The organism is Ralstonia flatus (assembly GCF_958439105.1).
GTDB lineage: Bacteria > Pseudomonadota > Gammaproteobacteria > Burkholderiales > Burkholderiaceae > Ralstonia > Ralstonia flatus.
On record NZ_CAUDLI010000011.1, the window covers coordinates 144,527 to 164,785 of the forward strand.

At 67.3% G+C, this 20,259-nt stretch carries 17 protein-coding genes; 4 read left to right on the forward strand and 13 right to left on the reverse strand.

What is annotated here, in order from left to right; genetic code table 11:
• Window positions 1–69: 69 nt before the first annotated feature.
• The gene (locus tag R2676_RS22155; protein ID WP_206272557.1) at window positions 70–3,630 is read right to left on the reverse strand and encodes an indolepyruvate ferredoxin oxidoreductase family protein; all 3,561 of its coding nucleotides are present in this window, start codon (window positions 3,628–3,630) and stop codon (window positions 70–72) included.
• 148 nt (window positions 3,631–3,778) lie between these two features.
• Between R2676_RS22155 and R2676_RS22160 the strand changes: the two genes are divergently transcribed.
• The 3 genes from R2676_RS22160 to R2676_RS22170 all read left to right on the forward strand — a co-directional run bounded on the left by R2676_RS22160 (window position 3,779) and on the right by R2676_RS22170 (window position 5,809).
• Entirely contained in the window at window positions 3,779–4,132 is a 354-nt protein-coding gene (locus R2676_RS22160; protein WP_316857550.1) for a hypothetical protein, read from the forward strand.
• Between the two features lie 154 nt (window positions 4,133–4,286).
• Window positions 4,287–5,150, forward strand: coding sequence for a hypothetical protein (locus R2676_RS22165; protein WP_206272555.1), 864 nt, complete (start codon window positions 4,287–4,289; stop codon window positions 5,148–5,150).
• 38 nt (window positions 5,151–5,188) lie between these two features.
• Window positions 5,189–5,809, forward strand: a complete 621-nt coding sequence (locus tag R2676_RS22170) for an N-acetyltransferase (protein ID WP_206272657.1) — start codon at window positions 5,189–5,191, stop codon at window positions 5,807–5,809.
• A 3-nt stretch (window positions 5,810–5,812) separates the two neighbouring features.
• Here the strand turns inward: R2676_RS22170 and pdxR are convergent, their stop codons facing one another.
• Window positions 5,813–7,282, reverse strand: coding sequence for a MocR-like pyridoxine biosynthesis transcription factor PdxR (gene pdxR / locus R2676_RS22175; protein ID WP_206272554.1), 1,470 nt, complete (start codon window positions 7,280–7,282; stop codon window positions 5,813–5,815).
• 107 nt (window positions 7,283–7,389) lie between these two features.
• Here pdxR and R2676_RS22180 point away from each other — a divergent pair, with 107 nt between their 5' ends.
• Window positions 7,390–8,064: a pyridoxamine 5'-phosphate oxidase family protein gene (locus R2676_RS22180; protein ID WP_206272553.1), complete on the forward strand. Its 675-nt coding sequence runs from the start codon at window positions 7,390–7,392 to the stop codon at window positions 8,062–8,064.
• Between the two features lie 568 nt (window positions 8,065–8,632).
• Here the strand turns inward: R2676_RS22180 and gspF are convergent.
• The 11 genes from gspF to gspG all read right to left on the reverse strand — a co-directional run bounded on the left by gspF (window position 8,633) and on the right by gspG (window position 20,142).
• Window positions 8,633–9,844 carry a type II secretion system inner membrane protein GspF gene (gene gspF / locus R2676_RS22185; protein WP_027680390.1) on the reverse strand — a complete coding sequence of 404 codons (1,212 nt, stop codon included), beginning with the start codon at window positions 9,842–9,844 and terminating at the stop codon, window positions 8,633–8,635.
• 22 nt (window positions 9,845–9,866) lie between these two features.
• Window positions 9,867–11,423 carry a type II secretion system ATPase GspE gene (gspE, locus tag R2676_RS22190; RefSeq protein ID WP_206272552.1) on the reverse strand — a complete coding sequence of 519 codons (1,557 nt, stop codon included), beginning with the start codon at window positions 11,421–11,423 and terminating at the stop codon, window positions 9,867–9,869.
• A 16-nt stretch (window positions 11,424–11,439) separates the two neighbouring features.
• Window positions 11,440–13,854, reverse strand: a complete 2,415-nt coding sequence (gene gspD / locus R2676_RS22195) for a type II secretion system secretin GspD (protein WP_206272551.1) — start codon at window positions 13,852–13,854, stop codon at window positions 11,440–11,442.
• Window positions 13,855–13,891: 37 nt separating this feature from the next.
• Window positions 13,892–14,734 (reverse strand): type II secretion system protein N, encoded by an 843-nt coding sequence (locus tag R2676_RS22200; RefSeq protein ID WP_206272550.1) that lies wholly within the window; start codon window positions 14,732–14,734, stop codon window positions 13,892–13,894.
• Window positions 14,735–14,751: 17 nt separating this feature from the next.
• A complete protein-coding gene (gene gspM, locus R2676_RS22205) occupies window positions 14,752–15,321 on the reverse strand; it encodes a type II secretion system protein GspM (protein ID WP_015855827.1) in 570 nt (189 codons plus the stop codon).
• 10 nt (window positions 15,322–15,331) lie between these two features.
• Window positions 15,332–16,768 (reverse strand): type II secretion system protein GspL, encoded by a 1,437-nt coding sequence (gene gspL / locus R2676_RS22210; protein WP_206272549.1) that lies wholly within the window; start codon window positions 16,766–16,768, stop codon window positions 15,332–15,334.
• Between the two features lie 161 nt (window positions 16,769–16,929).
• Entirely contained in the window at window positions 16,930–18,012 is a 1,083-nt protein-coding gene (gene gspK / locus R2676_RS22215) for a type II secretion system minor pseudopilin GspK (RefSeq protein WP_206272548.1), read from the reverse strand.
• Between the two features lies 1 nt (window position 18,013).
• Window positions 18,014–18,757 (reverse strand): PulJ/GspJ family protein, encoded by a 744-nt coding sequence (locus R2676_RS22220; RefSeq protein WP_206272547.1) that lies wholly within the window; start codon window positions 18,755–18,757, stop codon window positions 18,014–18,016.
• On the reverse strand, window positions 18,738–19,148 hold the full coding sequence (gene gspI, locus R2676_RS22225; RefSeq protein ID WP_206272546.1) for a type II secretion system minor pseudopilin GspI: 411 nt from the start codon (window positions 19,146–19,148) through the stop codon (window positions 18,738–18,740). The genes R2676_RS22220 and gspI overlap by 20 nt, the downstream gene beginning before the upstream one ends.
• Window positions 19,145–19,639 (reverse strand): GspH/FimT family pseudopilin, encoded by a 495-nt coding sequence (locus R2676_RS22230; RefSeq protein WP_206272545.1) that lies wholly within the window; start codon window positions 19,637–19,639, stop codon window positions 19,145–19,147. Before R2676_RS22230 ends, gspI begins: the two co-directional genes overlap by 4 nt.
• Window positions 19,640–19,671: 32 nt before the next feature.
• Complete coding sequence (gene gspG, locus R2676_RS22235; protein ID WP_009239680.1) at window positions 19,672–20,142, reverse strand: type II secretion system major pseudopilin GspG; 471 nt, start codon at window positions 20,140–20,142, stop codon at window positions 19,672–19,674.
• Window positions 20,143–20,259: the final 117 nt, after the last annotated feature.

Sequence of the window (20,259 nt, forward strand, 5' to 3'; positions counted from 1 at the left end):
CGACGCATCAAGAAAAACGGAGGCCGAAGCCTCCGTTTTTTGTTGGCGTTGCCGAACGCTTGGCGCCAATCAGGCCGCCTGCTGTGCCGCCGCCGGATCGCGCCACTCGGCCAGCAGCTTGTTCCAGCGAATGCGCGCCGCAGCCAGGTTGGCCTCCTTCACATGGCCGAAGCCGCGGATGTCCTCCGGCAGGCGAGCCAGTTCCAAGGCTTGGGCCAGCTTTTGCGCCGTCAGGCCCTTCACCAGTTCATCGACCAGCGCGCGGTATTCGCCGATCAGCGCGCGCTCCGTGCGGCGTTCTTCGGTCTTGCCGAAGATGTCGAGCGCCGTGCCGCGCAGGCCCTTGAGCTTGGCGAGCACCTTGAAGATGCGCATCGTGTTCGCACCAAAGCGTTGCTTGACCAGGTGGCCCTTCTCGTCACGCTTGGCCGTCATGGGCGGCGCGAGCCAGAAGTTGAGCTGGTAGTCGCGGCCGGGTTCGCCTTCGAACTGCGCGCGCAGCTTGTCGAGGAAGGCCGGATCGGTGTACAGACGGGCGACTTCGTATTCGTCCTTGTACGCCATCAGCTTCGACAGGTTGCGCACCACCGCTTCCGTGAGCGCCAGCGGCTGGCCTGTACCCACCACCGCAGCCTCGGCTGCACGCACGCGCTCGACCACCGCGCGGAATTCAGCGGCATACGCGGCGTTCTGGTATGCGGTCAGCAGATCGACGCGGCGGGCGATCAGCGTGTCGAGCGAGGGCAGGGCGATGACGTCGGCCTTGGCACGCGGTGCGTCGCCTGCCAGCTTGAGCACCGCCTCGCGGTCTTGCGCGAGGTGGCGGCCCCATTCGAACGCTGTCTTGTTCTTCTCGACGGCGACGCCGTTGAGCTCGATCGCGCGGATGAGCGCGTCGTGCGTCAGCGGAACCCAGCCCTTCTGCCATGCAAAGCCCAGCACCAGCGGGTTGGTGAAGATGGCGTCGCCCAGCAGGCGCACGGCCAGCGTGTTGGCGTCTTCAAACGCGCAGGCCTCGCCGACCGCCGCGCGGATGTCCGCCTCGGCCGAGCTGCCCGGGAAGCGCCAGTTCGGGTTCTTGATGAAGTCGGCCGTGGGCGATGCCGTGCTGTTGATGATGGCGCGCGTCTGGCCGTGCTGCACCTTCGACAGCACTTCGTCCGACGCCGAGACAATCGCGTCGCAGCCGATCACGAGGTCCGCTTCGCCCATGGCGATGCGGGTGGCGTGGATCGAATCGGGGCGCTCGCCGATCTGCACGTGCGAGAGCACCGCGCCGCCTTTCTGCGCCAAGCCCGCCATGTCGAGCACGGTCACACCCTTGCCTTCGATGTGCGCAGCCATGCCGAGCAGGCCGCCGATGGTGACCACGCCCGTACCGCCCACGCCGGTCACCAGCACGCCATAGGCGCGGTGGATGGCCGGCAGCTCAGGATGCGGCAGCAGCGGCAGGCCTTCCATCGACACGCCGTGCGATTCAGGCTTGCGCACCTGCGCACCTTCTGCAGTCACGAAGCTCGGGCAGAAGCCGTTCACGCACGAAAAGTCCTTGTTGCACGACGACTGGTTGATCTTGCGCTTCGTGCCCAGCTCCGTTTCCAGTGGCTCGACCGACAGGCAGTTCGACTTGACCGAGCAATCGCCGCAGCCTTCGCACACCGCGTCGTTGATGAACGCGCGGCGGGCCGGATCGGCCATCGTGCCGCGCTTGCGGCGACGGCGCTTTTCCGTCGCGCAGGTCTGGTCGTAGATCAGCACGCTGGTGCCTTTCACCTCGCGCAGCTCGCGCTGGATGGCATCCAGACGATCGCGGTGATGCACCGTTACGCCTTCCGGGAGCTTGATGGCGGCGTTGTACTTCTCGGGCTCGTCCGTAACGATGACGATGCGCGACGTGCCTTCGGCGTAGACCTGCGCGGCAATCTGCGGGACGGAAAGCGGGCCGTCGACCGGCTGGCCGCCCGTCATGGCCACGGCGTCGTTGTAGAGGATCTTGTAGGTGATGTTCACCTTGGCCGCAATCGACGCGCGGATCGCCAGCAGGCCTGAGTGGTAATACGTGCCGTCGCCGAGGTTGGCGAACACGTGCTGGTCGCCCGAGAACGGCATCTGGCCGATCCACGCCACGCCTTCGCCGCCCATCTGGCTGAAGGTGTCGGTGCGGCGGTCCATCCACACGGTCATGTAGTGGCAGCCAATGCCAGCCAGCGCGCGCGAGCCTTCCGGCACGTTGGTCGACGTGTTGTGCGGGCAGCCCGAGCAGAACCACGGCTTGCGCTCGGCGGTGATGCGCGGTTTGGCGAGCGCTTTTTCTTTGGCGTCGATGATGGCGATGCGCGAGGCAATGCGCGCGCGCACGTCCGACGGCAGTTCGAACTTCTCCAGGCGCGTGGCGATGGCGCGCGCGATGAGCGCAGGCGACAGTTCGTAATGCGCCGGCAGCAGCCAGTTCGCCATCGGCACCGACCATTCGCCGCCGGCGTTGTCGCGCTCGTCAAACTTGCCGTACACGCGCGGACGCACGTCGTCGCGGTAGTTGTACAGCTCTTCCTTGAGTTGGTATTCCAGGATCTGGCGCTTTTCTTCCACCACCAGGATCTCTTGCAGCCCTTCGGCAAAGGCACGTGCGCCGTGCGCTTCCAGCGGCCACACGCAGCCAACCTTGTACAGGCGGATGCCGATGCGGCGGCAGGTGTCCTCATCGAGGCCGAGATCGACCAGCGCCTGGCGCACGTCCAGGTACGCCTTGCCGGCGGTCATGATGCCGAAGCGCGCCTGCGGCGAATCGAGCATCACGCGGTCGAGCTTGTTGGCACGCACGTACGACAGGCCGGCGTACCACTTGTAGTCGAGCAGCCGCGCTTCCTGAACCAGCGGCGGATCGGGCCAGCGGATGTTCAGTCCGCCCTGCGGCATGACGAAATCTTCGGGCAGGATGATCTGCGCGCGGTGCGGATCGACGTCCACCGAGGCGGACGATTCCACCACGTCCGTCACGCACTTCATCGACACCCACAGGCCGGAGTAGCGGCTCATTGCCCAGCCGTGCAGGCCGTAGTCGAGATATTCCTGCACGTTCGACGGATACAGCACAGGAATGCCGGCCGCCTTGAAGACGTGCTCGGACTGGTGCGCCAGCGTGGACGACTTGGCGGCGTGGTCGTCGCCTGCCAACACCAGCACGCCGCCATGCGCGGACGAGCCGGCCGAGTTGGCATGCTTGAACACGTCGATCGTGCGGTCGACGCCCGGCCCCTTGCCGTACCACATGCCGAACACGCCGCTGAACTTGGCATTCGGATACAGATTGACCTGCTGCGAGCCCCAGACCGCCGTGGCGGCCAGGTCTTCGTTGAGCCCCGCCTGGAAGACGATGTTGTGGCCGGCCAGATGCTTCTTGGCCTTCCACAAGGCCTGGTCCAGCGCACCCAGCGGCGAGCCGCGGTAGCCGGAGATGAAGCCCGCCGTGTTCAGCCCAGCGGCGCGGTCGCGCGCCTGCTGCAGCATCGGCAGACGCACCAGTGCCTGCGTGCCGCTGATGTAGATGCGGCCACGCTCGAGCGTGTACTTGTCGTCCAGGGAAACGGTTTCGAGCGCGCGGCGTAGCGCGTCGTTCAGAGGGGCATTCATGCGTGCTCCGTGTGGGTGTGCCGGGATCACCGACAGCAGGTCTCTTTTGGTGCCGCCTGCGCCGCTTCTTGTGGAAACTGGCAGACGGCCGTGGGTCGAGGCATCGTAGCATCGCGTGACATTCGGAACACCGTGCAACGCAGCAAGAATGGGGGTGGGTTTTCCCTTGGTTGTGGTGTCCGATGCACGCATGCAGCGGGACGGAAGCGGTCGTTGCGGCGGTTGTGCGGTGCATGCAACGTTTGCGGCGAAATCGGCAAACTTCGGTAAAGAAGCTGCGACCAAGTCACGCAATCCCTGGACTTTCCCAAGCCGCGCCGCCATCCTGCGCAGTTCCGCCCGCATTCCTCAAACCATGATCGTGATCGCCACCGCTTTCGCCACCGCCCAACCCCGGCACACGCTGTCGGCAGACGGCGCGCGCCTGCGTGGCGGCAACTTGCACGATCGGTTCAGCACGCACGTCGCCCTCCGGCACTTCCTGCTCGCCCGGCTTTCGTAAGCCGTGCGGGGTGTCGCCACAAGCTGGCGCACCTGCCCCGTACGGCACGCTCCGCTCCCGTCCCCCTTTCATTCCGGCTTGGCGCTCACACGCGCCGGCGCCGGTACGCCTGCCATCGCCGGATGCAACCCGGCGCGGCGGCGCAGGAACCGTCATGGAACTCACGCAGAACTTCGTCAAGGCCAAGCGGCCTTGCGCGGATGGCTACCGCTGGTACATCCGCAACCGCCACAGCGGCACCGATTACCAACACCTGCTCGACAGCCTCGTACGCGAAGGCCGCATCGGCGATGCGATCTGGCTGCTCGACAACTTCGGCCCGACCGACGCCGTGCTCGACGCCGACGACATCGAAGCCGATGCCCTCGTCTTTGCCGGCACCATCGTCGTGCGCGGCGGCATTCACGTCGACGGCGTGTTGCGCGCCGGCCAGGCCATTCGCGCCGGCGGCGGCGTGCGCGCAGGCGAGTCGATCACCACCGGCGGGGATCTGGAAGCCAAGGCCGGTCTTTACTGCGACGGCGCCGTGCATGTCGGCGGCGACCTGCGCGTCGGCTGGGGCCTGACCGCCACCGGCGCATTGCATTGCGGCGGGCTGGTGCGCGTGCATCGCGACTTGCATTGCGATGCCGGCATCGACGCCGCTGCGGATTTGCTGGTTGGAGAGGCACTGGCGGCGCGCGGCAACGTGCGCTGCGGCAAGGGCCTGCGCGCTGGCGGCGAGGTGATCAGCGAGGCCGGCATCGTCAGCGCGAACGGCATCTTCGCCGGTGGCGACCTGTGCGCCGACACGCATCTCGAAGCAGGCTGGGGCATCCGGGCCGGCGGCGACATTGAAGCGGGTGGCGCCATCCGTGCGGGCGAAGGCGTGGAGGCCGGAGGCACGATCGTGGCCGGGCCCGGCTACGGCGTGTATGCCGGGCTGGCGGTGCGCATGGCCGACTGGCCCGTCAGCGCGCGCGTGCATGCGCTTGCACGTCCTGACGGTCTGGTCAGTGGACACTGGGGCGCGCCATGAGCTGCGCGCTGCCCATCCCGCCGCCCCTCGATTGGCCGATGCTGCCTTCCGTCTTGCGGCCGCTGCAGCGCTGGCTTGCGCCGCTCGGTCTGCGCATCGACGTCGAGCACGGCAGTGACGACATCGAGCGCGAACTCGACACGCTGTACGAGCGCATGCAGACGCCCGGCACGCCGCTGCACGGCATGGCCTGCGACGATGCCACCTTGCCCGGCTTTCGCCTGCACACACGCGAGGCCGACGGCGAGACTTACGTCTACGTCGAGGATGTGGCCGCGCGGCGCTTTGCTGGCGTCACGGTGTTCAACCGCCTGATTGAACTCGACAAGCGTGCCGACCGCATCCTGCGCGCACCGCATTCGAAATATGCGGCGGGGTATCAGCGGCGCGGGCTGGCATCAGCGGTGTACCGGCGCGCGCTCGATGGCGGCATGTGCCTGATGAGCGGGGCGCGGCAGTCGACGGGCGCGCACGCGCTGTGGCAGTCGCTGGCGGCGCAGTATGCGTCGGGCTACGTGGAGGTGCGCGACAAGCGCTTGCGCTATCTCGGCGATGCGGTGCGCGGCGACGTGCTCGACGCCTTGCACACGCGCCGCGTGTTGTTGGGCGCCGGCTGGACCATCGCGGCGTTGGCTGCCGCCACGAAGATGACCGCGTGAAAATCAGCCGGCGACGCTCTCGATCACGTCGCGCATGCGCTGGGCCAATCCGTCCATCGCGTCGGCCGGCACGTTGCCGTAGCCGAGCACGAGGCCGTTGTATTGCGCGGTCAGCGTGCCGGGCAGGCAAAAGCGTGACAGCGGCCGCAGCACCATCCCGCGTTCCCGGGCGACGCGGCTGACGTCGGTGTCGGCCACCGGCGCGTCGAGCCGCGTGGAAAGATGCATGCCGCCTGCACCGCCCGATACGGTGACGATGCCATCCAGGTGTCGCTCGATTGCAGCCTGCAGCGCATCGCGGCGCTCGCCATAGAGGCGACGCATGCGGCGCAGGTGACGCGTGAAATGTCCGGCCTCGATGAACTCGGCCAGCGCGAGCTGCTCGGCCACGCGCCCGCGCAGCATTAGCGCACCCGCCGCCTTTTTCAGCACGGGCGCCAGGGCCGGCGGTACCACCATGTAGCCGAGGCGCAGCGCCGGGAACAGCATCTTGCTGAACGTGCCGAGATAGATGACCGGCGCATCTTCGGTCAGGCCCTGCACGGCCGACAGCGGCGCGCCCGTGTGGCGGAATTCGCTGTCGTAGTCGTCTTCGATGATCCATGCGCCGGCTGCGCGTGCGTGCTGGATCAGGGCAAGACGGCGCTCCAGGCTCATCACTGCGCCCAGCGGATATTGGTGCGACGGCGTGATGTAGATAAGCCGGGGCGGCGTGTCGCGCCAGTCCGCCTCGCGCGGGGCGAGGCCATCGGCATCGACGCTGATCGGTACCAGGCGCATGTCGGCGGCCTGCAAGGCGGCGCGCGCTCCGTAGTAGCCGGGGTTCTCGATCCATGCGGTGTCGCCCGCATCGGCCAGCGTGCGGGCGCACATGTCGAGGCTGTTCTGCGTGCCATCGGTGATGAACACCTGCGTCGCATCGCAGCGCACCCCGCGCGAAACGCGCAGGTATTCCGCCACGGCTTGCCGCAGCGCCACGTTGCCTTCGACGGGGCCGTAGCCCATCTGCCCCGGACCGATGCGGCGCCACCCGCGCTCCATGCAGCGGCGCCATTGCGCCAGCGGGAATTCATCCAGCGCAGGCGTGCCGGGCAGGAAGGGCAGCAGGTCGTCCATGCCGCCGCGCGGGCGTTCCAGGTCTTTCACGCGGTGCGACAGCTCGGGCGCGGCTTCGGGCGCCTGCGCGGGCGTCTGCTGCAGGCCGACGCGCGCCACCACCGTGCCTTGCCGTCGGCTGAGCACAAAGCCCTCCGTGGCAAGTTGCTCGTACGCGTAGAGCACCGAGTTGCGCGCGATGCCCAGCTCTTCGGCCAGCGTGCGCGATGGCGCGAGGCGCGTGCCTTCCTCGATCTGTCCGCTCAGGATGGCCGCACGCAGGCAGGCATACAGGCGATGCTGCTGCGAGGTGCGGGCTCCGCCTTCGCCGTGCATCGCCGTGCGTTCGTAGTTCGACAGCAGGACGCCGTAGTCCATCGTGGCTCCAGGATTTTGGATTTTTGTGGGTCTATGCATGGTGCCACGGTTTTTTTATCGTCGGCATCTCCATTGACGATTCACGATTCACGATTCGGAGCCGCCGCATGTCCACCACAGAACCCACATCGCCCAGCGATCGCACCCGCGTGCGCCGCGTCGCGCACCGCGGCCACTATGACCGCACCACGCTGCATGCCATCCTCGACGAGGCGTACGTCTGCCACATCGCCTTCGCCGACGAGCACGGCGTGCATTGCATCCCGACCGCGTGCTGGCGCGAGGGCGATCATCTGTACATCCACGGTTCCAACGGCAGCCGCATGCTCAAGCTGGCAGGCAGCGGGGCGCAGGTCTGCGTGACCGTCACGCACATCGATGGTCTGGTGCTGGCGCGCTCGGCGTTCAACCATTCGATGAACTACCGGTCGGCTGTCATCTACGGCGCGTTCGAAGTCGTGCCGGATGCGCAGAAGCCTGCGGTGCTCGATACGTTCATGGAAGTGCTCGCGCCTGGTCGTTCACGACAGGCTCGGCCCGGGAATGCCAAGGAACTTGCTGCCACGACCGTGTTGCGCATTCCGCTGGATGAGGCGGCGTGCAAAGTGCGCACGGGCGGGCCGAAGGATGATGCTGAAGACCTTGACCTGCCTGTGTGGGCAGGGGTGCTGCCGATGGCGCTGTTGCCGTTGCCGCCGGTGGTGGAGGCTGCGCCGGCGGGTACGCCGGATTATGTGCAGGAGTGGAGGGACAGTGCGCGTGCGCTGGTGGTGGTGTCGTGATGGTTGCGGGGGTGGTTGATTGGTTTTGTTTTGGCCTTGGTGGTCATCTCCCTTTCGTTCCCTGCCGGGACCGACTTACTTTTCTTTGTCTTGCCAAAGAAAAGTAAGCAAAAGAAAGGCGCGCCCGAGATGGCGACCCATCCCTTGAATTTGTGTGACCGTGCGGGGAAGGAGGCAAACTCGCTGCGCTCAGACAGCCTCCTTCCTTGATCCGCCCGCTCACAAAAATTCAAGGCGCCATCAAGGGCTCAACGTCAAAAGAAAAAGGCCAACCCATCGCGCGGTTGGCCTTTTCGTTTGGGCGGGCGCCCAGATGGTGTGGCTTTTGTCCTTTGACTTTCCCTGCCCTAGATGGCGCCTTGAATTTCTGTTGCAGGGAGGAAAAAGGAAGGGAAACTGTCTGAGCGAAGCGAGTTTTTCCCTTCCCCTCCCTGCGACATAAATTCAAGGAATCTTTCGCCATCTCGGGCGCGCATTTCTTTGCTTACTTTCTTTGGGCAAGACCAAAGAAAGTGAGTCAGCCCCGGCAGGGGATGAAACAAGGGATGCACCAAAGCCCCAAAAAAACTCAGTGCACCAACTGATTAATCTCAATAATCGGCATCAACACCGCCAACACAATCAACAACACCACCACACCCATCGTCAAAATCAGCGCCGGCTCAAGCAAGCCAGTAAGGAACAGCGTCCGACGCTCAAGCTCTTGAGCCTCGCCTTGCGCAGCCCGCTCCAACATCGCAGGCAGGTTCCCCGTCGCCTCGCCCGATCGAATCAAGTGCACCAGCACAGGCGGAAACTGGTTCTGCGCTGCCAACGCCCGCGCCAGCGAAGTCCCTTCCCGCACGCGTGTGGAGGCATCCTCGACGTTGGTCTTGAGCGCAACGTTGTTCAGCGTTTCCCCCGCTGCCTGCAACCCACGCAAGATCGGCACGCCGGCACTCGTCAGGATCGCCAGCGTGCTCGCAAACCGCGCGGTGTTGTAACCGCGGACGAGCTTGCCGAACAGCGGCGCCGTCAGCAGCCATTTGTGCCATGACAACCGCAGCGCCGGCTGCTTGAGCAGATTGCGGATCAGCACGCCAATGGCCGCCAGCACGATCGCTGCCAGCCAGCCCCAGTTCCGCACAAAGTCCGACAGCCACAGCATGATGATCGTGAGCGTCGGCAGCTTTTGCTTGGTGTTGGCAAACACGCTGACCACCTGCGGCACCACGTACGACAGCAGGAAGATCACGATCGCAAACGCCACCACCGTGACGATGGCGGGGTACGTGAAGGCCAGCTTGATCTTCGAGGTGAGCGCGTTGCGGCTCTCGATGTAGTCGGCCAGGCGCGAGAGGACGAGGCCGAGGTTGCCGGAGTGCTCGCCCGCTGAAACGAGGGCGCGGTAGATGTCGGGAAAATCCTTCGGATGCTGCGCCAGCGCCACCGACAGCGAGCTGCCGCCCACCACTTCCGCGCGGATGGCGGCGAGCAATTCGCCGACGTAGGCGCGTTCGGCCTGATCGGCCAGCGCGGCCAGCGCTTCATCGAGCGGCAGGCCCGCCACCAGCAGGCTGGCGAGCTGGCGCGTGACGAGCGCGTTTTCCTGCGCCGAGAGCCGCTTGCCGAAGCTCGACCCGCCGCGCTTGGTGGCCTGTGCGCCCAGCGCGTCCACCAGCAGCGGCGTCAGCCCGCGTGCACGCAGCAGTGTGCGCGCCTGGCGCGCGCTGTCGGCTTCGATGACGCCCTTGTCGGTCTTGCCGGTGGCGTCGGCGGCTTCGTAGCGGAAGGCTGGCATGCGCTATTCGTTGATTCGCGTCTTAGTCGCGCGTGACACGCAGCACTTCTTCCAGCGACGTGGCGCCGGTGTCGATCCAGCGCTGTGCGTCCATGCGCATCGTCTGCATGCCCTGGCCGATGGCGAACGCCTTGATCTCGGATTCGGCGGCCTGGCGGTGGATCATCGTCTGGATTTCGGGCGTGACGGTCAGCAGTTCGTACACGCCGGTCCGGCCCTGGTAGCCGGAGTTGCTGCAACGCTCGCAACCGACGTGATGCCACACCGATTTGCGTGCCGGCGTGGCCGGTGCCACACCGTCGGCCACGGGCGTGCCGGCCACGGCTTCCACTTCTGCGGGCGTGAGTTCGAGCACTTCTTCGCGGCGGCAGTGCACGCACAGGCGACGTACCAGACGCTGCGCCAGCACACCCAGCAGCGACGACGACAGCAGGAACGGTTCGATCCCCATGTCGATCAGGCGCGTCACGGCCGATGCGGAATCGTTCGTGTGCAGCGTCGCCAGCACCAGGTGGCCCGTCAGCGAGGCCTGCACGGCAATCTGCGCGGTTTCCAGGTCGCGGATTTCCCCGATCATCACCACGTCCGGATCCTGGCGCAGGATCGCGCGCAGGGCCTTGGCGAAGGTCATGTCGATCTTCGGGTTGACCTGCGTCTGGCCAATGCCGTCGAGGTCATATTCGATCGGGTCTTCCACCGTCATGATGTTGGTGGACGATGCATCGAGCCGCGACAGCGCCGCATACAGCGTCGTCGTCTTGCCCGAACCCGTCGGGCCGGTGACGAGCACGATGCCGTGCGGCTGGTTGATCAGGTGGTCGAAGCGCGCCAGCGTGCCGCTGCCCATGCCGAGCTTGCCCAGGTCGAGCCGGCCGGCTTCCTTGTCGAGCAGACGCAGCACCGCGCGCTCGCCGTGGCCGGTGGGCAGCGTGCTCACGCGCACGTCCACCGGGCGGCCGCCCACGCGCAGGGTGATGCGCCCGTCCTGCGGCAGGCGTTTCTCGGCAATGTCGAGCTGCGCCATGATCTTGATGCGCGAAATGAGCGCGCCGTGCAGCGCCTTCTTCGGGCGCACGACGTCGCGCAGCGTGCCGTCGACGCGAAAACGCACGACGGATGCATTCTCGAACGGCTCGATGTGAATGTCCGATGCGCCTTCGCGCGCGGCCTGCGTAAGCAGCGCGTTGATCATGCGGATGATCGGCGCGTCGTCTTCGGATTCGAGCAGGTCTTCCACGGCCGGAATGTCCTGCATCAGGCGCGAGAGGTCGACTTCGCCTTCCACTTCGCCCACCACCTGGGCCGCGCTGCCGTCTTGCGCGTTGTAGGCGGTCTGCGTGGCGGTGGACAGCGCCGCCGTGTCGAGCGTGACCAGATGCAGCGCGCCGAACACGCGGCCGAGTTCAGCCAGCGCGGTGCGCGAGGTTTCGGGGCAGACCCACACTTCCAGCGTGTCGACGTCCTGGCGGGCGACCAGCAACCTGGCGTCGCGCGCAAACGCATACGGCACGAGCCGCACGGCCGACTGCGAGGGCGGCTCGAGCGTGCTGACGTCGGTGGTGGAAGCGTGCGTGGCCATGGTTCGTTGTCCGTTGTCAGCCGCCATTGCGCGGCGCGTTGCCGTCGTAGCCGCCCGAGGTGGGCGCCGCGAAATTCTGCAGGCGCGGCTGGCTGCGCGTGGTGCCCTGCGGCATCGGCATCGGGGCGCCCGGGGGCACCTGCGTACCGGCCGGGCCCTTCGGCACGATCGACACATCGCCGTAGTTGTCAGCCGGGCGCATGGCCTCGGGCGTGGGCAGCACCGGCGTGTCCTTGTCCGACGTGGTCGGCAGCATGTTCGGCGAGACAAAGCCCTGCTGCGTGTCGCGCATGTAGTTGTAGCGGTTGTCCGACAGCGCGCCGGTCGCGTCGGCCGTACGCAGGATGATCGGGCGCAGGAACACCAGCAGGTTCGTCTTCACACGCGTCTTGTTCTCCGAGCGGAACAGCGCGCCCAGGATGGGGATGTCGCCCAGGCCCGGCACCTTTTGCTCGCCGTCCTGGTAGTTGTCTTCCAGCAGGCCGCCCAGCACGACGACCTGGCCGTCGTTGGCCAGCACGTTGGTCTCGATCGAGCGCACGTTGGTGGTCGGGCCCTGCGTCGCATTCTGCGTGCCCGGCACCACGGCCGACGACTCCTGGAAGATCTGCATCTTCACCAGCCCGCCGTCGGTGATCTGCGGCTTGACGCGCAGCGTGATGCCGACGTCCTTGCGGTCGAACGTCTGGAACGGCTGAGACAACGTGCCGGCGCTCTGCGTGTACGAGCCCGTGGTGATCGGCACGTTCTGGCCAATCAGGATCTTGGCTTCTTCGTTGTCGAGCGTGATCAGGTTCGGGGTGGAGAGCACGTTGACGGAGCCGTCCGTGCCCAGCGCCGAGAGCAGCACGCCCAAGCCGCTACCCCTGTTGAACACGCCCAAGTTGCCGCCGTTGAGCTGACCAACGTTGAGGCTGCCCAGTGCCGTCTGTGCGGCCGTGCTGCCGATGCCGCCCGAGCCGATGGCGGCGATCGTACCGGCCAGACTGATCAGGTTGCTCGAACCGGTCCCGTAGTTGGTGCCGCCGCCAATGAACGTGCCGGGGCCGCCGCCGCCCACCAGCCATTGGATGCCGAGTTGCGACGCCTTGGTGGCCGTCACTTCCACGATCATCGATTCGATGTAGACCTGCGCGCGGCGCGCGTCGAGGTCGTCGATCACGGCGCGCAGGTTGCGATAGACCGGCTCGCTGGCGGTGATGATCAGCGCGTTGGTGGCCGGATCGGCCTGGATGATGCCGCCGGTGGTCGGCGTGTTGTTCTGCCCGAACGAGGCACGGAACGAAGAGCTGCCGCCGCCCGAGCCGCTGCCCGAACCCGAGCCGCTGCCGTAGTTGGTGTTCTGCGTGTTCTGGTTCTGCAGGTTGCTCACGCCGCCGGCCGGCTGCGAAGTTGCGCCTTGCGCGGCGCTCTGGCCGCCGGGCCCGGTCGATGCGGAGGCCGACAGCGTGGCATCGGCCGCCACGATCGCGCGCAGCGTCGTCGCCAGCTGCACCGCGTTGGCGTTCTTGAGCGGCACCACCCAGATGTTGCCCGGGCGCGCGTTCGGCACGTCGAGCTTGGCGATCAGTTGCTTGGCCTGGGCAAGACGGGCCGCACTGGACGCACGCACCATCACGCTATTCGAACGCGGCTCTGCCACGACCGACGTACGCAGGCTTGGGTCCGACAGCGCAGCGCCGGCACCGGCCGCGCCGCCTGCACCACCGGCCGACGGATCGAGCAGCTTCTGCAGCGTGGCCGCCACGTCGATGGCCACGGCGTTCTTCAGCGGAATCAGTTCGGTCTCGCCGGCCACGGGCGTGTCGATCGACGCGATGATGCGGCCGATGCGGCGCAGGTTGTCGGCGTAGTCGGTAATGACGAGCGTGTTGTTGGCCGGGTAAGCGGTGATCGTGTTGTTGGGCGCGATCATCGGGCGCAGCACCGGCACCAGGTTGTTGGCCGATTCGTGCTGCAGGCGGAAGACCTGCGTGACGACCTGCTCGCCGCCGCGCGCGCCTGCCGCGCCCACGCTGGTGGGCGAGCCCTGCAGCTTGGCGTCGGCTTCCGGCACGACTTTGGTGAAGCCGTTGCCCTCGACAATCGCGTAGCCCTGCATGCGCAGGATCGAGCCCAGCGATTCGAGCGCTTGCGAGCGCGTCACCGGTTTTTCGGTGACGAGGTTGACGGTGCCCTTCACGCGCGGGTCGACGATGAAGTTCTTGCCGGTGGCCTGGCCGACGGCCTTGACCACGGAGTCCAGATCGGCGTTGACGAAATTCAGCGAGACCTCATCCCCTGGATTGCCGGCGGCGCCGTTCTGGGAGGATGCCGCGCTGGGCGGGGCGGCGAAGACTGGCATCGAGCCGGCCACCATTGTTGCGCAGCATGCCAGGACGATGGCGCGAACGGTGAGTCGGGAAGAGGCGTTGTACATGGTCTCGTTCATGGTTGTCGGCACGCTGGCTCGCGCGCCGGCTTGAGGATCAAAAGCGGAGTCGATGGAGGGACCCGTCGCGCGGGCCCAGCAGACTCAACAGGCCAATCAATTGCGGTTCCGACTCCGGCGTGGCACTGGCCACCCCGTCAAAATGCGCGCCGTGGCCAAGGGTGCCCTGGCCCTGCAGGGTAAGCGGCCCGGCCAGTGTCGACAGCGACAACTGCATCGGCGCACCGCTCACGCCGCCAAACGACACCACCGCCTGGTAACTGCCCAGCGGCCGTACCCGGCTGAGGCTGGATGATACCTGCTCGAGCGTGACAGTCAGCGCCCCCTGGGCGGTGTTTGGCTGGCCCTTTCCGCTGCCGAATTGGCCCGAGAGCGGCGTCCACTGCGCCCGCAACCGGCCATCCAGCTTGAGCGTGTTGAATGGCGCGCCAACGCCTTCCAGCAACGATGCCGGCAGCGCGACCGCGCCGGCCTCTGCCTCCCAATGCCCCGGCGTGACCGTCAGCGTGACGGGCTTCTCCAGCGCGCGATCGTGCGCCAGGTGCGCGCGCAGCGTGCCGGTCAGCAGCGGCAGCATGTCGATCGACCAGGACAGCCGGCCGGGCAGCACGGTCGCATCGGCGCCGCCGTTTCCGGCGGTCAGCGCAAGCGTTGCACTGCCGTGCCAGAGACTGCCCTGGCTGTCGGCCAGCAAAACACGGTGCCCCGTGGCTGCGGCGATGCGCTCTGCCGCCCAGGCGGCCGGATACTGAGCCACCACGGTCGCGCCCACGGCCAGCAGCGCCACGCCACACCACAGCACACGCCAGCCGATGCCCGTGCGCTCGTCCGACCCGGCGCGGCGGCGCAAGCGCAGCGGCGGCAGCGATTCAATCCCCATCGGCACGATCGGACCCGTCAGCGGCCAGCGGCGGCGGGGCCTTGCAGCGTCGCCGTCACGTTGACCAGGGCCGTCGCGCCCACGTATTTGATGTTCGTGTCGATCACCTTCATGCGCTGCGCCTGGCGTACCTCCTGCAGCCATTCGGCGACGGCGCCAAAGGGCACCTTGTCCAGTTGCACCTGCACGCTCTCGCCCGACATCGCCATCCGCGTGGCCTTCAGGCCGTGGTTGGTCAGGCTCGTGTTGAGCGCCTGCTGCAGTTCCGCACCGCGCGGCACGGGCGCGGCGGCAATGGCCGACAGGCCGCGCGCTTCCTGGCCCAGCGTTTCCATCTCGGCGAGCTGCGTACGCATCTGCGGCAGGGCTTTCTCGATGCGGCGCTGGCCTTCGAAGGCCGGCTCCCACAGCACGAGGTAGACGATCACAAGCAGCAGCACCACGCCGCCACCGGCGAGGATGCGGCGTTCGCGCGGCTCGCGCTGCATCCAGAACGTCGTGGCCGCGTCGCGCACCGAGTCCGGCACGCCGATGCGCGGCAGGCGGCGGGATGACGATCGGGAAGAGGAGGGGGAGGAAGTCGCCATGGAGGAAGCGTTATTGGGCGATGGAGACCGTCCAGCGCGAGCCCGGTACGGTCGCCTCGGCACCGCGCGGGGCCTCGGCGGTGTCCATGTTCAGGCCGACATTGCGGGCGGCGGTGCGCAGGCTGGCGGTGTCGGTGCCGTCCTTGAGCGTGACCGTGAGCGCGCGGCCGTGGTAATCGAGCGCGAGCAGCGCATCGGGCGCGAGGCCGGTGGCAGCCTGGGCAAAGCGATCGGCCAGCGGCAGGAAGTCTTCGGGCGCCGATTTGCCGGCGGCCAGCCGCAGCTGCTCGACCTGGCGGCGCATCTGCGCGGGCGGGTCGAGAATCACGGGCGTATTCGGGAATGCCGTCTGCAGCTGCGCGCGCATGGCTGTATCGAGCCGCTTCTGCTCGGCGCGCAGCGTGAGCCAGCGCGCGTTCATGCCGATGAGCTGCACGACCACGATCAGCACGGCCAGCGCGATGGGCACGCGCCAGAGGCTCCAGTCCATGCCGGCCACGCCGCCGCGTGCAAAGTCGAACTGGCAGAGATCGGCTTCGCCTGAGGCGAGGGCGTCGCGGGCGCCCGCCGCCCAGGTGGACCAGTCCAGCGTGGCGGTGGCGGGGTCGGTCGACAGGCCGGGCGCCAGCTCGCGCAGTGCCGGCGACACCATCAGCGTGGCCGGCGTTGGCGCAATGCCCAGCCAGTTGCTGACGTTGGCCGGCAGCACACGCAGGCCGTAGCCCTCGGCGCGGCCCGTGCGTACGGTGATGTCGACGGCCACGGGCGCGTCCGGGTCGGACGATGGCGCCGCGTCGAGCGCGATGGTGGCCGGTGTGACCACAGCCACGGCTTCAGCCGCGGGCAATTCGACTGCGGGCTCGGCGGCAGCGGAAGCATCGAGCGACGGCTCCGCGCGTTCGACGGCGTTTGCCGATTCTGCAACCGGCGCTGCCGCTGCGGCAGGCGTTTCAAACGGCACGCAAAGCTGCGCAGGCAGCAGATGACAGGTGCGGTGCTTGTGGCCGGCAAAGGTATCGAGGATAAAGCGGACCCAAGCGCGGTCGGCAATCATCAGTGCGCGCGATTGCGGCTCGCGGGGGGCCCGCCAGCCACGCGCGGGGGCATCCCCCAAGCGCGGCCCAAGGGCGATATGGCATTGCTGCGCGTCCTGCACGAGGCGGTCTTCCACCAGGTTGGGCAGGGCCAGACGCAGTTTGGGCAGCGCGAGCGGCGGCACGTTGGCCGGCACCAGCAGCACATCGGCGGCGGGCAGCAGGAGGACGAGACGATCGGCGGCGGGCAGCTCGTCGGTGCGCGACGTGCCTTCGCGCTGAACGCGTTGGGCCCCAAGCGCGCCTTCTTCACGCACCAGCGCGAACGGCACGGAGGCAAGCGCGCCCGCCGACCAGCGTTCGGGCGATTGAATGGGCCGGTGCGGCAGGCGCACGTACAGGGAGGTCGTCAAACCGCTCCTCTATTGATCTTGAGAGTGTGAATGCGAACTGCCAACGGAAGCGCCGGATTGCGCAAGACCCGCGATGCTGAACGATGCGGATGACAATACGGCGAAGGCCAGGGTCTGTCTACAAGGGGCACGTACGCACGTGGAGGGGTGTTGCGCCGCTGTCATGACGGAATCTCGTCGATGCGGCGGATCCAGACGATGCGGGTCGCGTTATTGTTGATCGGATCACCACGTGAAACAAGCGCCACTTCTCCGATCCGGGCGCGCTCGTGGCGGGCCATGCCGTAGACCAGAAAATAGTGCGTCTGCACGTCCAGCAGGTTGGCCGCGGCAGTGGTGTCGACCCCGGGCGCGATGCCGCGCAACTGGTTGGTGACGTCGCCGATATTGCGGAAGTACGCGCGGTCGCGCGCCTGCACCAGTGCGCGGGCGCGGTCCAGGCTCAGGTTCGGGATGACGGCGGCCAACACTTCGGCGCTCGCCGTGTTGGCGTTGATCTGCGTGCGGGTAGGCAGCACGACCACGTAGGGGCGCAGCTTGGCGATCATGTCGGCTGTGTAGCCGGGAATCGTCAGCAGGCTGGCCACGTCGTCGAGCGGTCTTGGGCCGTTGCTGTTGCTGCCGCCGCTTCCGCCGCTGTCTTCACCGCCTTGCTGGCCGCCCTGCATGCCTTCGATCGACTGGAAGCCGCCCAGCATCTGCGCCAGGTACGTCGCCGTGACATTGGCCAGGCTCGGGTCGATGCTCAGCGACTGCAGCAGCAGGCCGTAGGCCTTGATGGCGTCTTTGTCGCGGCCGGTGATGAGCGTGCGGGCGCCCAGCGTCTGCGCTGTCAGCAGGTTCATCAGGTTGAAGCGCGCCTGGGCATCGAAGATGCGGCCCGAGAGGTACGACTCCTCGCCGGCGGTGTCCGTGCGCAGCGAGCTGCCCAGAAAGTCCGACAGCTTGGTTTCCTGGATCGGTACGGCCCAGATTTCGCCCAGGTGGTCGACGGCGCCGGTGCGGCGCTGGTCGTCGCGCAGGATGAGGCGCGCCCAGTCGATGCCCGCCCGCGCGATCCACGTGGCCTGCGCTTTCAGGCGCTGGTTTTCTACGGCGCGAATTTCTACTTGCTGGCGCCACAGCATGCCCGACACGATGACCACGGCCAGCGTCACCACCAGCAGCGCCGTGATGATGGCCGCGCCGCGCTGGCGCTTCGCGCGCAGGTCAGGATGAGCACATCGACGGGAGCATCGCGCCATGTCAGAGCCCCGTCATGCAGATGCGCGTGAAGCGCTGCGGCGCGCCCTGCGGCGTCATGCGCACGAGCAATGCCAGTTCCACCGCGCGCACCGACGCAGCCGGCACCACCACGCCCGGGCTGTTGGCCGACGGCGCCGACGCGCTGGGCGTGGAAGCCGACGGCAAGCCGGTGAGGGTGGTGGTGTTGCTGCCGGCCGGGAACAGCGCCGCCGACAGCGCGCCCGTGTTGTCCATCCAGCCGCCGGGTTCGATCCAGGCGCGCGCGCTGATGCTGTCAACGTTGGCGGCGAGCAGGTAGCGCGCGGCGCCCACGCCGCCCTGGCGCAGGTTGTCCATCGCATTGCGCAAGTCGCCGCGGTTGGTGATCGGTTGGGTCTGGAGGCGCTCGAGCCGGCCGTCGACGATGCGGTAGAGCACCACCTGCCACGCAGGCGGCTGGCTGTCGTCGCGGCGGTCGCGCACCATCAGGACGCGGTTGGCGTCCACCTCCACCGGTGAGCGCGACAGCGTGTTCGGATCGGCCAGTTGGGTGCAATCGGCATCGAACTGGGCGTAGGCGGTCTTGAGTGCCTCGATGCGTTCGTCGCGCTGGGCCAGCGCCTCGTGCGTGCGGGTCATGCTGTCCAGCCCGCGCCAGGCGATCACGGCCAGGATGGCCAGCAGCGTGATCGCCACCAGCAGCTCGAGCAGGGTGAAGCCGCGCGCGCCGATGTTCGCGGGGCGATTAGAAGACATTGCGCGCATCGTTCGGCAACAGGGTCACGAGCCAGGCCAGCCGCACCGATTTGGAGGCATCCGGATAGACGGACACTTCCACGCGGCGGAACACCGGATTGGGCGTGCTGGCGATGGTCTCTTCGCACCACAGTTGCGTATCGCCTTGCGGGCAGGCAAAGCCGCGCGCGCCGGGATCGGGGAAGACGCGTGCCAGGCGCAAATTGGCGAGGTGGTTTTCGGCGCTCCAGGTGGCGATCATGCGCGTCTGCAGGGAGTCGCTGGCGGTGGTCATGCTGCCCATGGCGCGCATGGTGGCGGTGAGCGCCACGGCCACGATGGTCAACGCCACCAGCACTTCGAGCAGGGTGAAGCCGCGCGTGCGCACACCGGATGCAGGTCGGAGCAGGCGGCGCGTCATTGCGTTTGCGCCTCCGTCAGCACGCGCGGGCCGCCGTCGGACACCACGTCGACGCGCGCACCCTGCGAGGTCAGTGCCACGCGCCACGGCAGGCCGATGGCCTCACGACCGAACACGAGGCGCTGCGGGGCGCCGGGCACCGCAGCGGCACCTGCAACGATCTGTACGTTGTCCATGCCTTGGCGCCAATGGCCGGGTGCGAGCACGTCGCGGTTGAGCACGCGCCAGCCGGTGGGCGTCGATTCGTAGAAGCGCCAGCCTTGCGCATCGCCCTCCCACGCCACGGGGCGCGAGGTGAGCTGTGCCTCTTCCTGTGCGAGTTCGATCAGGCGAGCCAGCTTCTGCGCGTCATCGGCAAGTTGCGAGCGCGGATTGGGCGTGGCGTTCACGGCCACCACGGCCAGCACGATGCCGATGATGACCACCACCACCAGCAACTCCAGCAGCGTAAAGCCGCGAGTGTGCCGGCGGCGGCGTGGTGGGCCGAACATGGCGCGCGGGTGGCCGGGGCGACTGCGGCGGCTTAGTTGTCCCAGTTGCCGATGTCGGCGTCGTTGCCCGTGCCGCCGGCCTGGCCGTCGGCGCCGAAGCTGAAGACGTCCACTTCACCGCGCACGCCCGGGTTCAGGTATTGGTACGGATGGCCCCACGGGTCTTTGGGCAGGCGTTCCAGATAGCCGCCGCCTTTCCAGTTGTTGGGGATGGGCTCGGTGGTCGGCTTGGTGACCAGCGCGCTGATGCCCTGCTCGGTGGTGGGGTAGCGGCCGTTGTCCAGGCGATAGAGCTTGAGCGCCTGCGAAATGGAAGCGATGTCCTGCTTGGCGGCGATGATGCGCGCCTCGTCGGGGCGGCTCATGATCTTCGGCACCACCAGCGCGGCGAGGATACCCAGGATCACCACCACCACCATGATTTCGATCAGGGTGAAGCCGCGCGCGGCATGTCGGGCGAGGGCACGCTGGCGGAAGGAGGAGCGAAGTTGGCCTTGCATCATGGCGACAGAGTTGGCAATAAGGGGAAGAGACACAGTATATCCGTGAGATATGACCATATATTGCGCGGCAGGGTCATGCTGTGTTGGCTCTAGAGCCGCCCCTCCAAGCTGTTCACC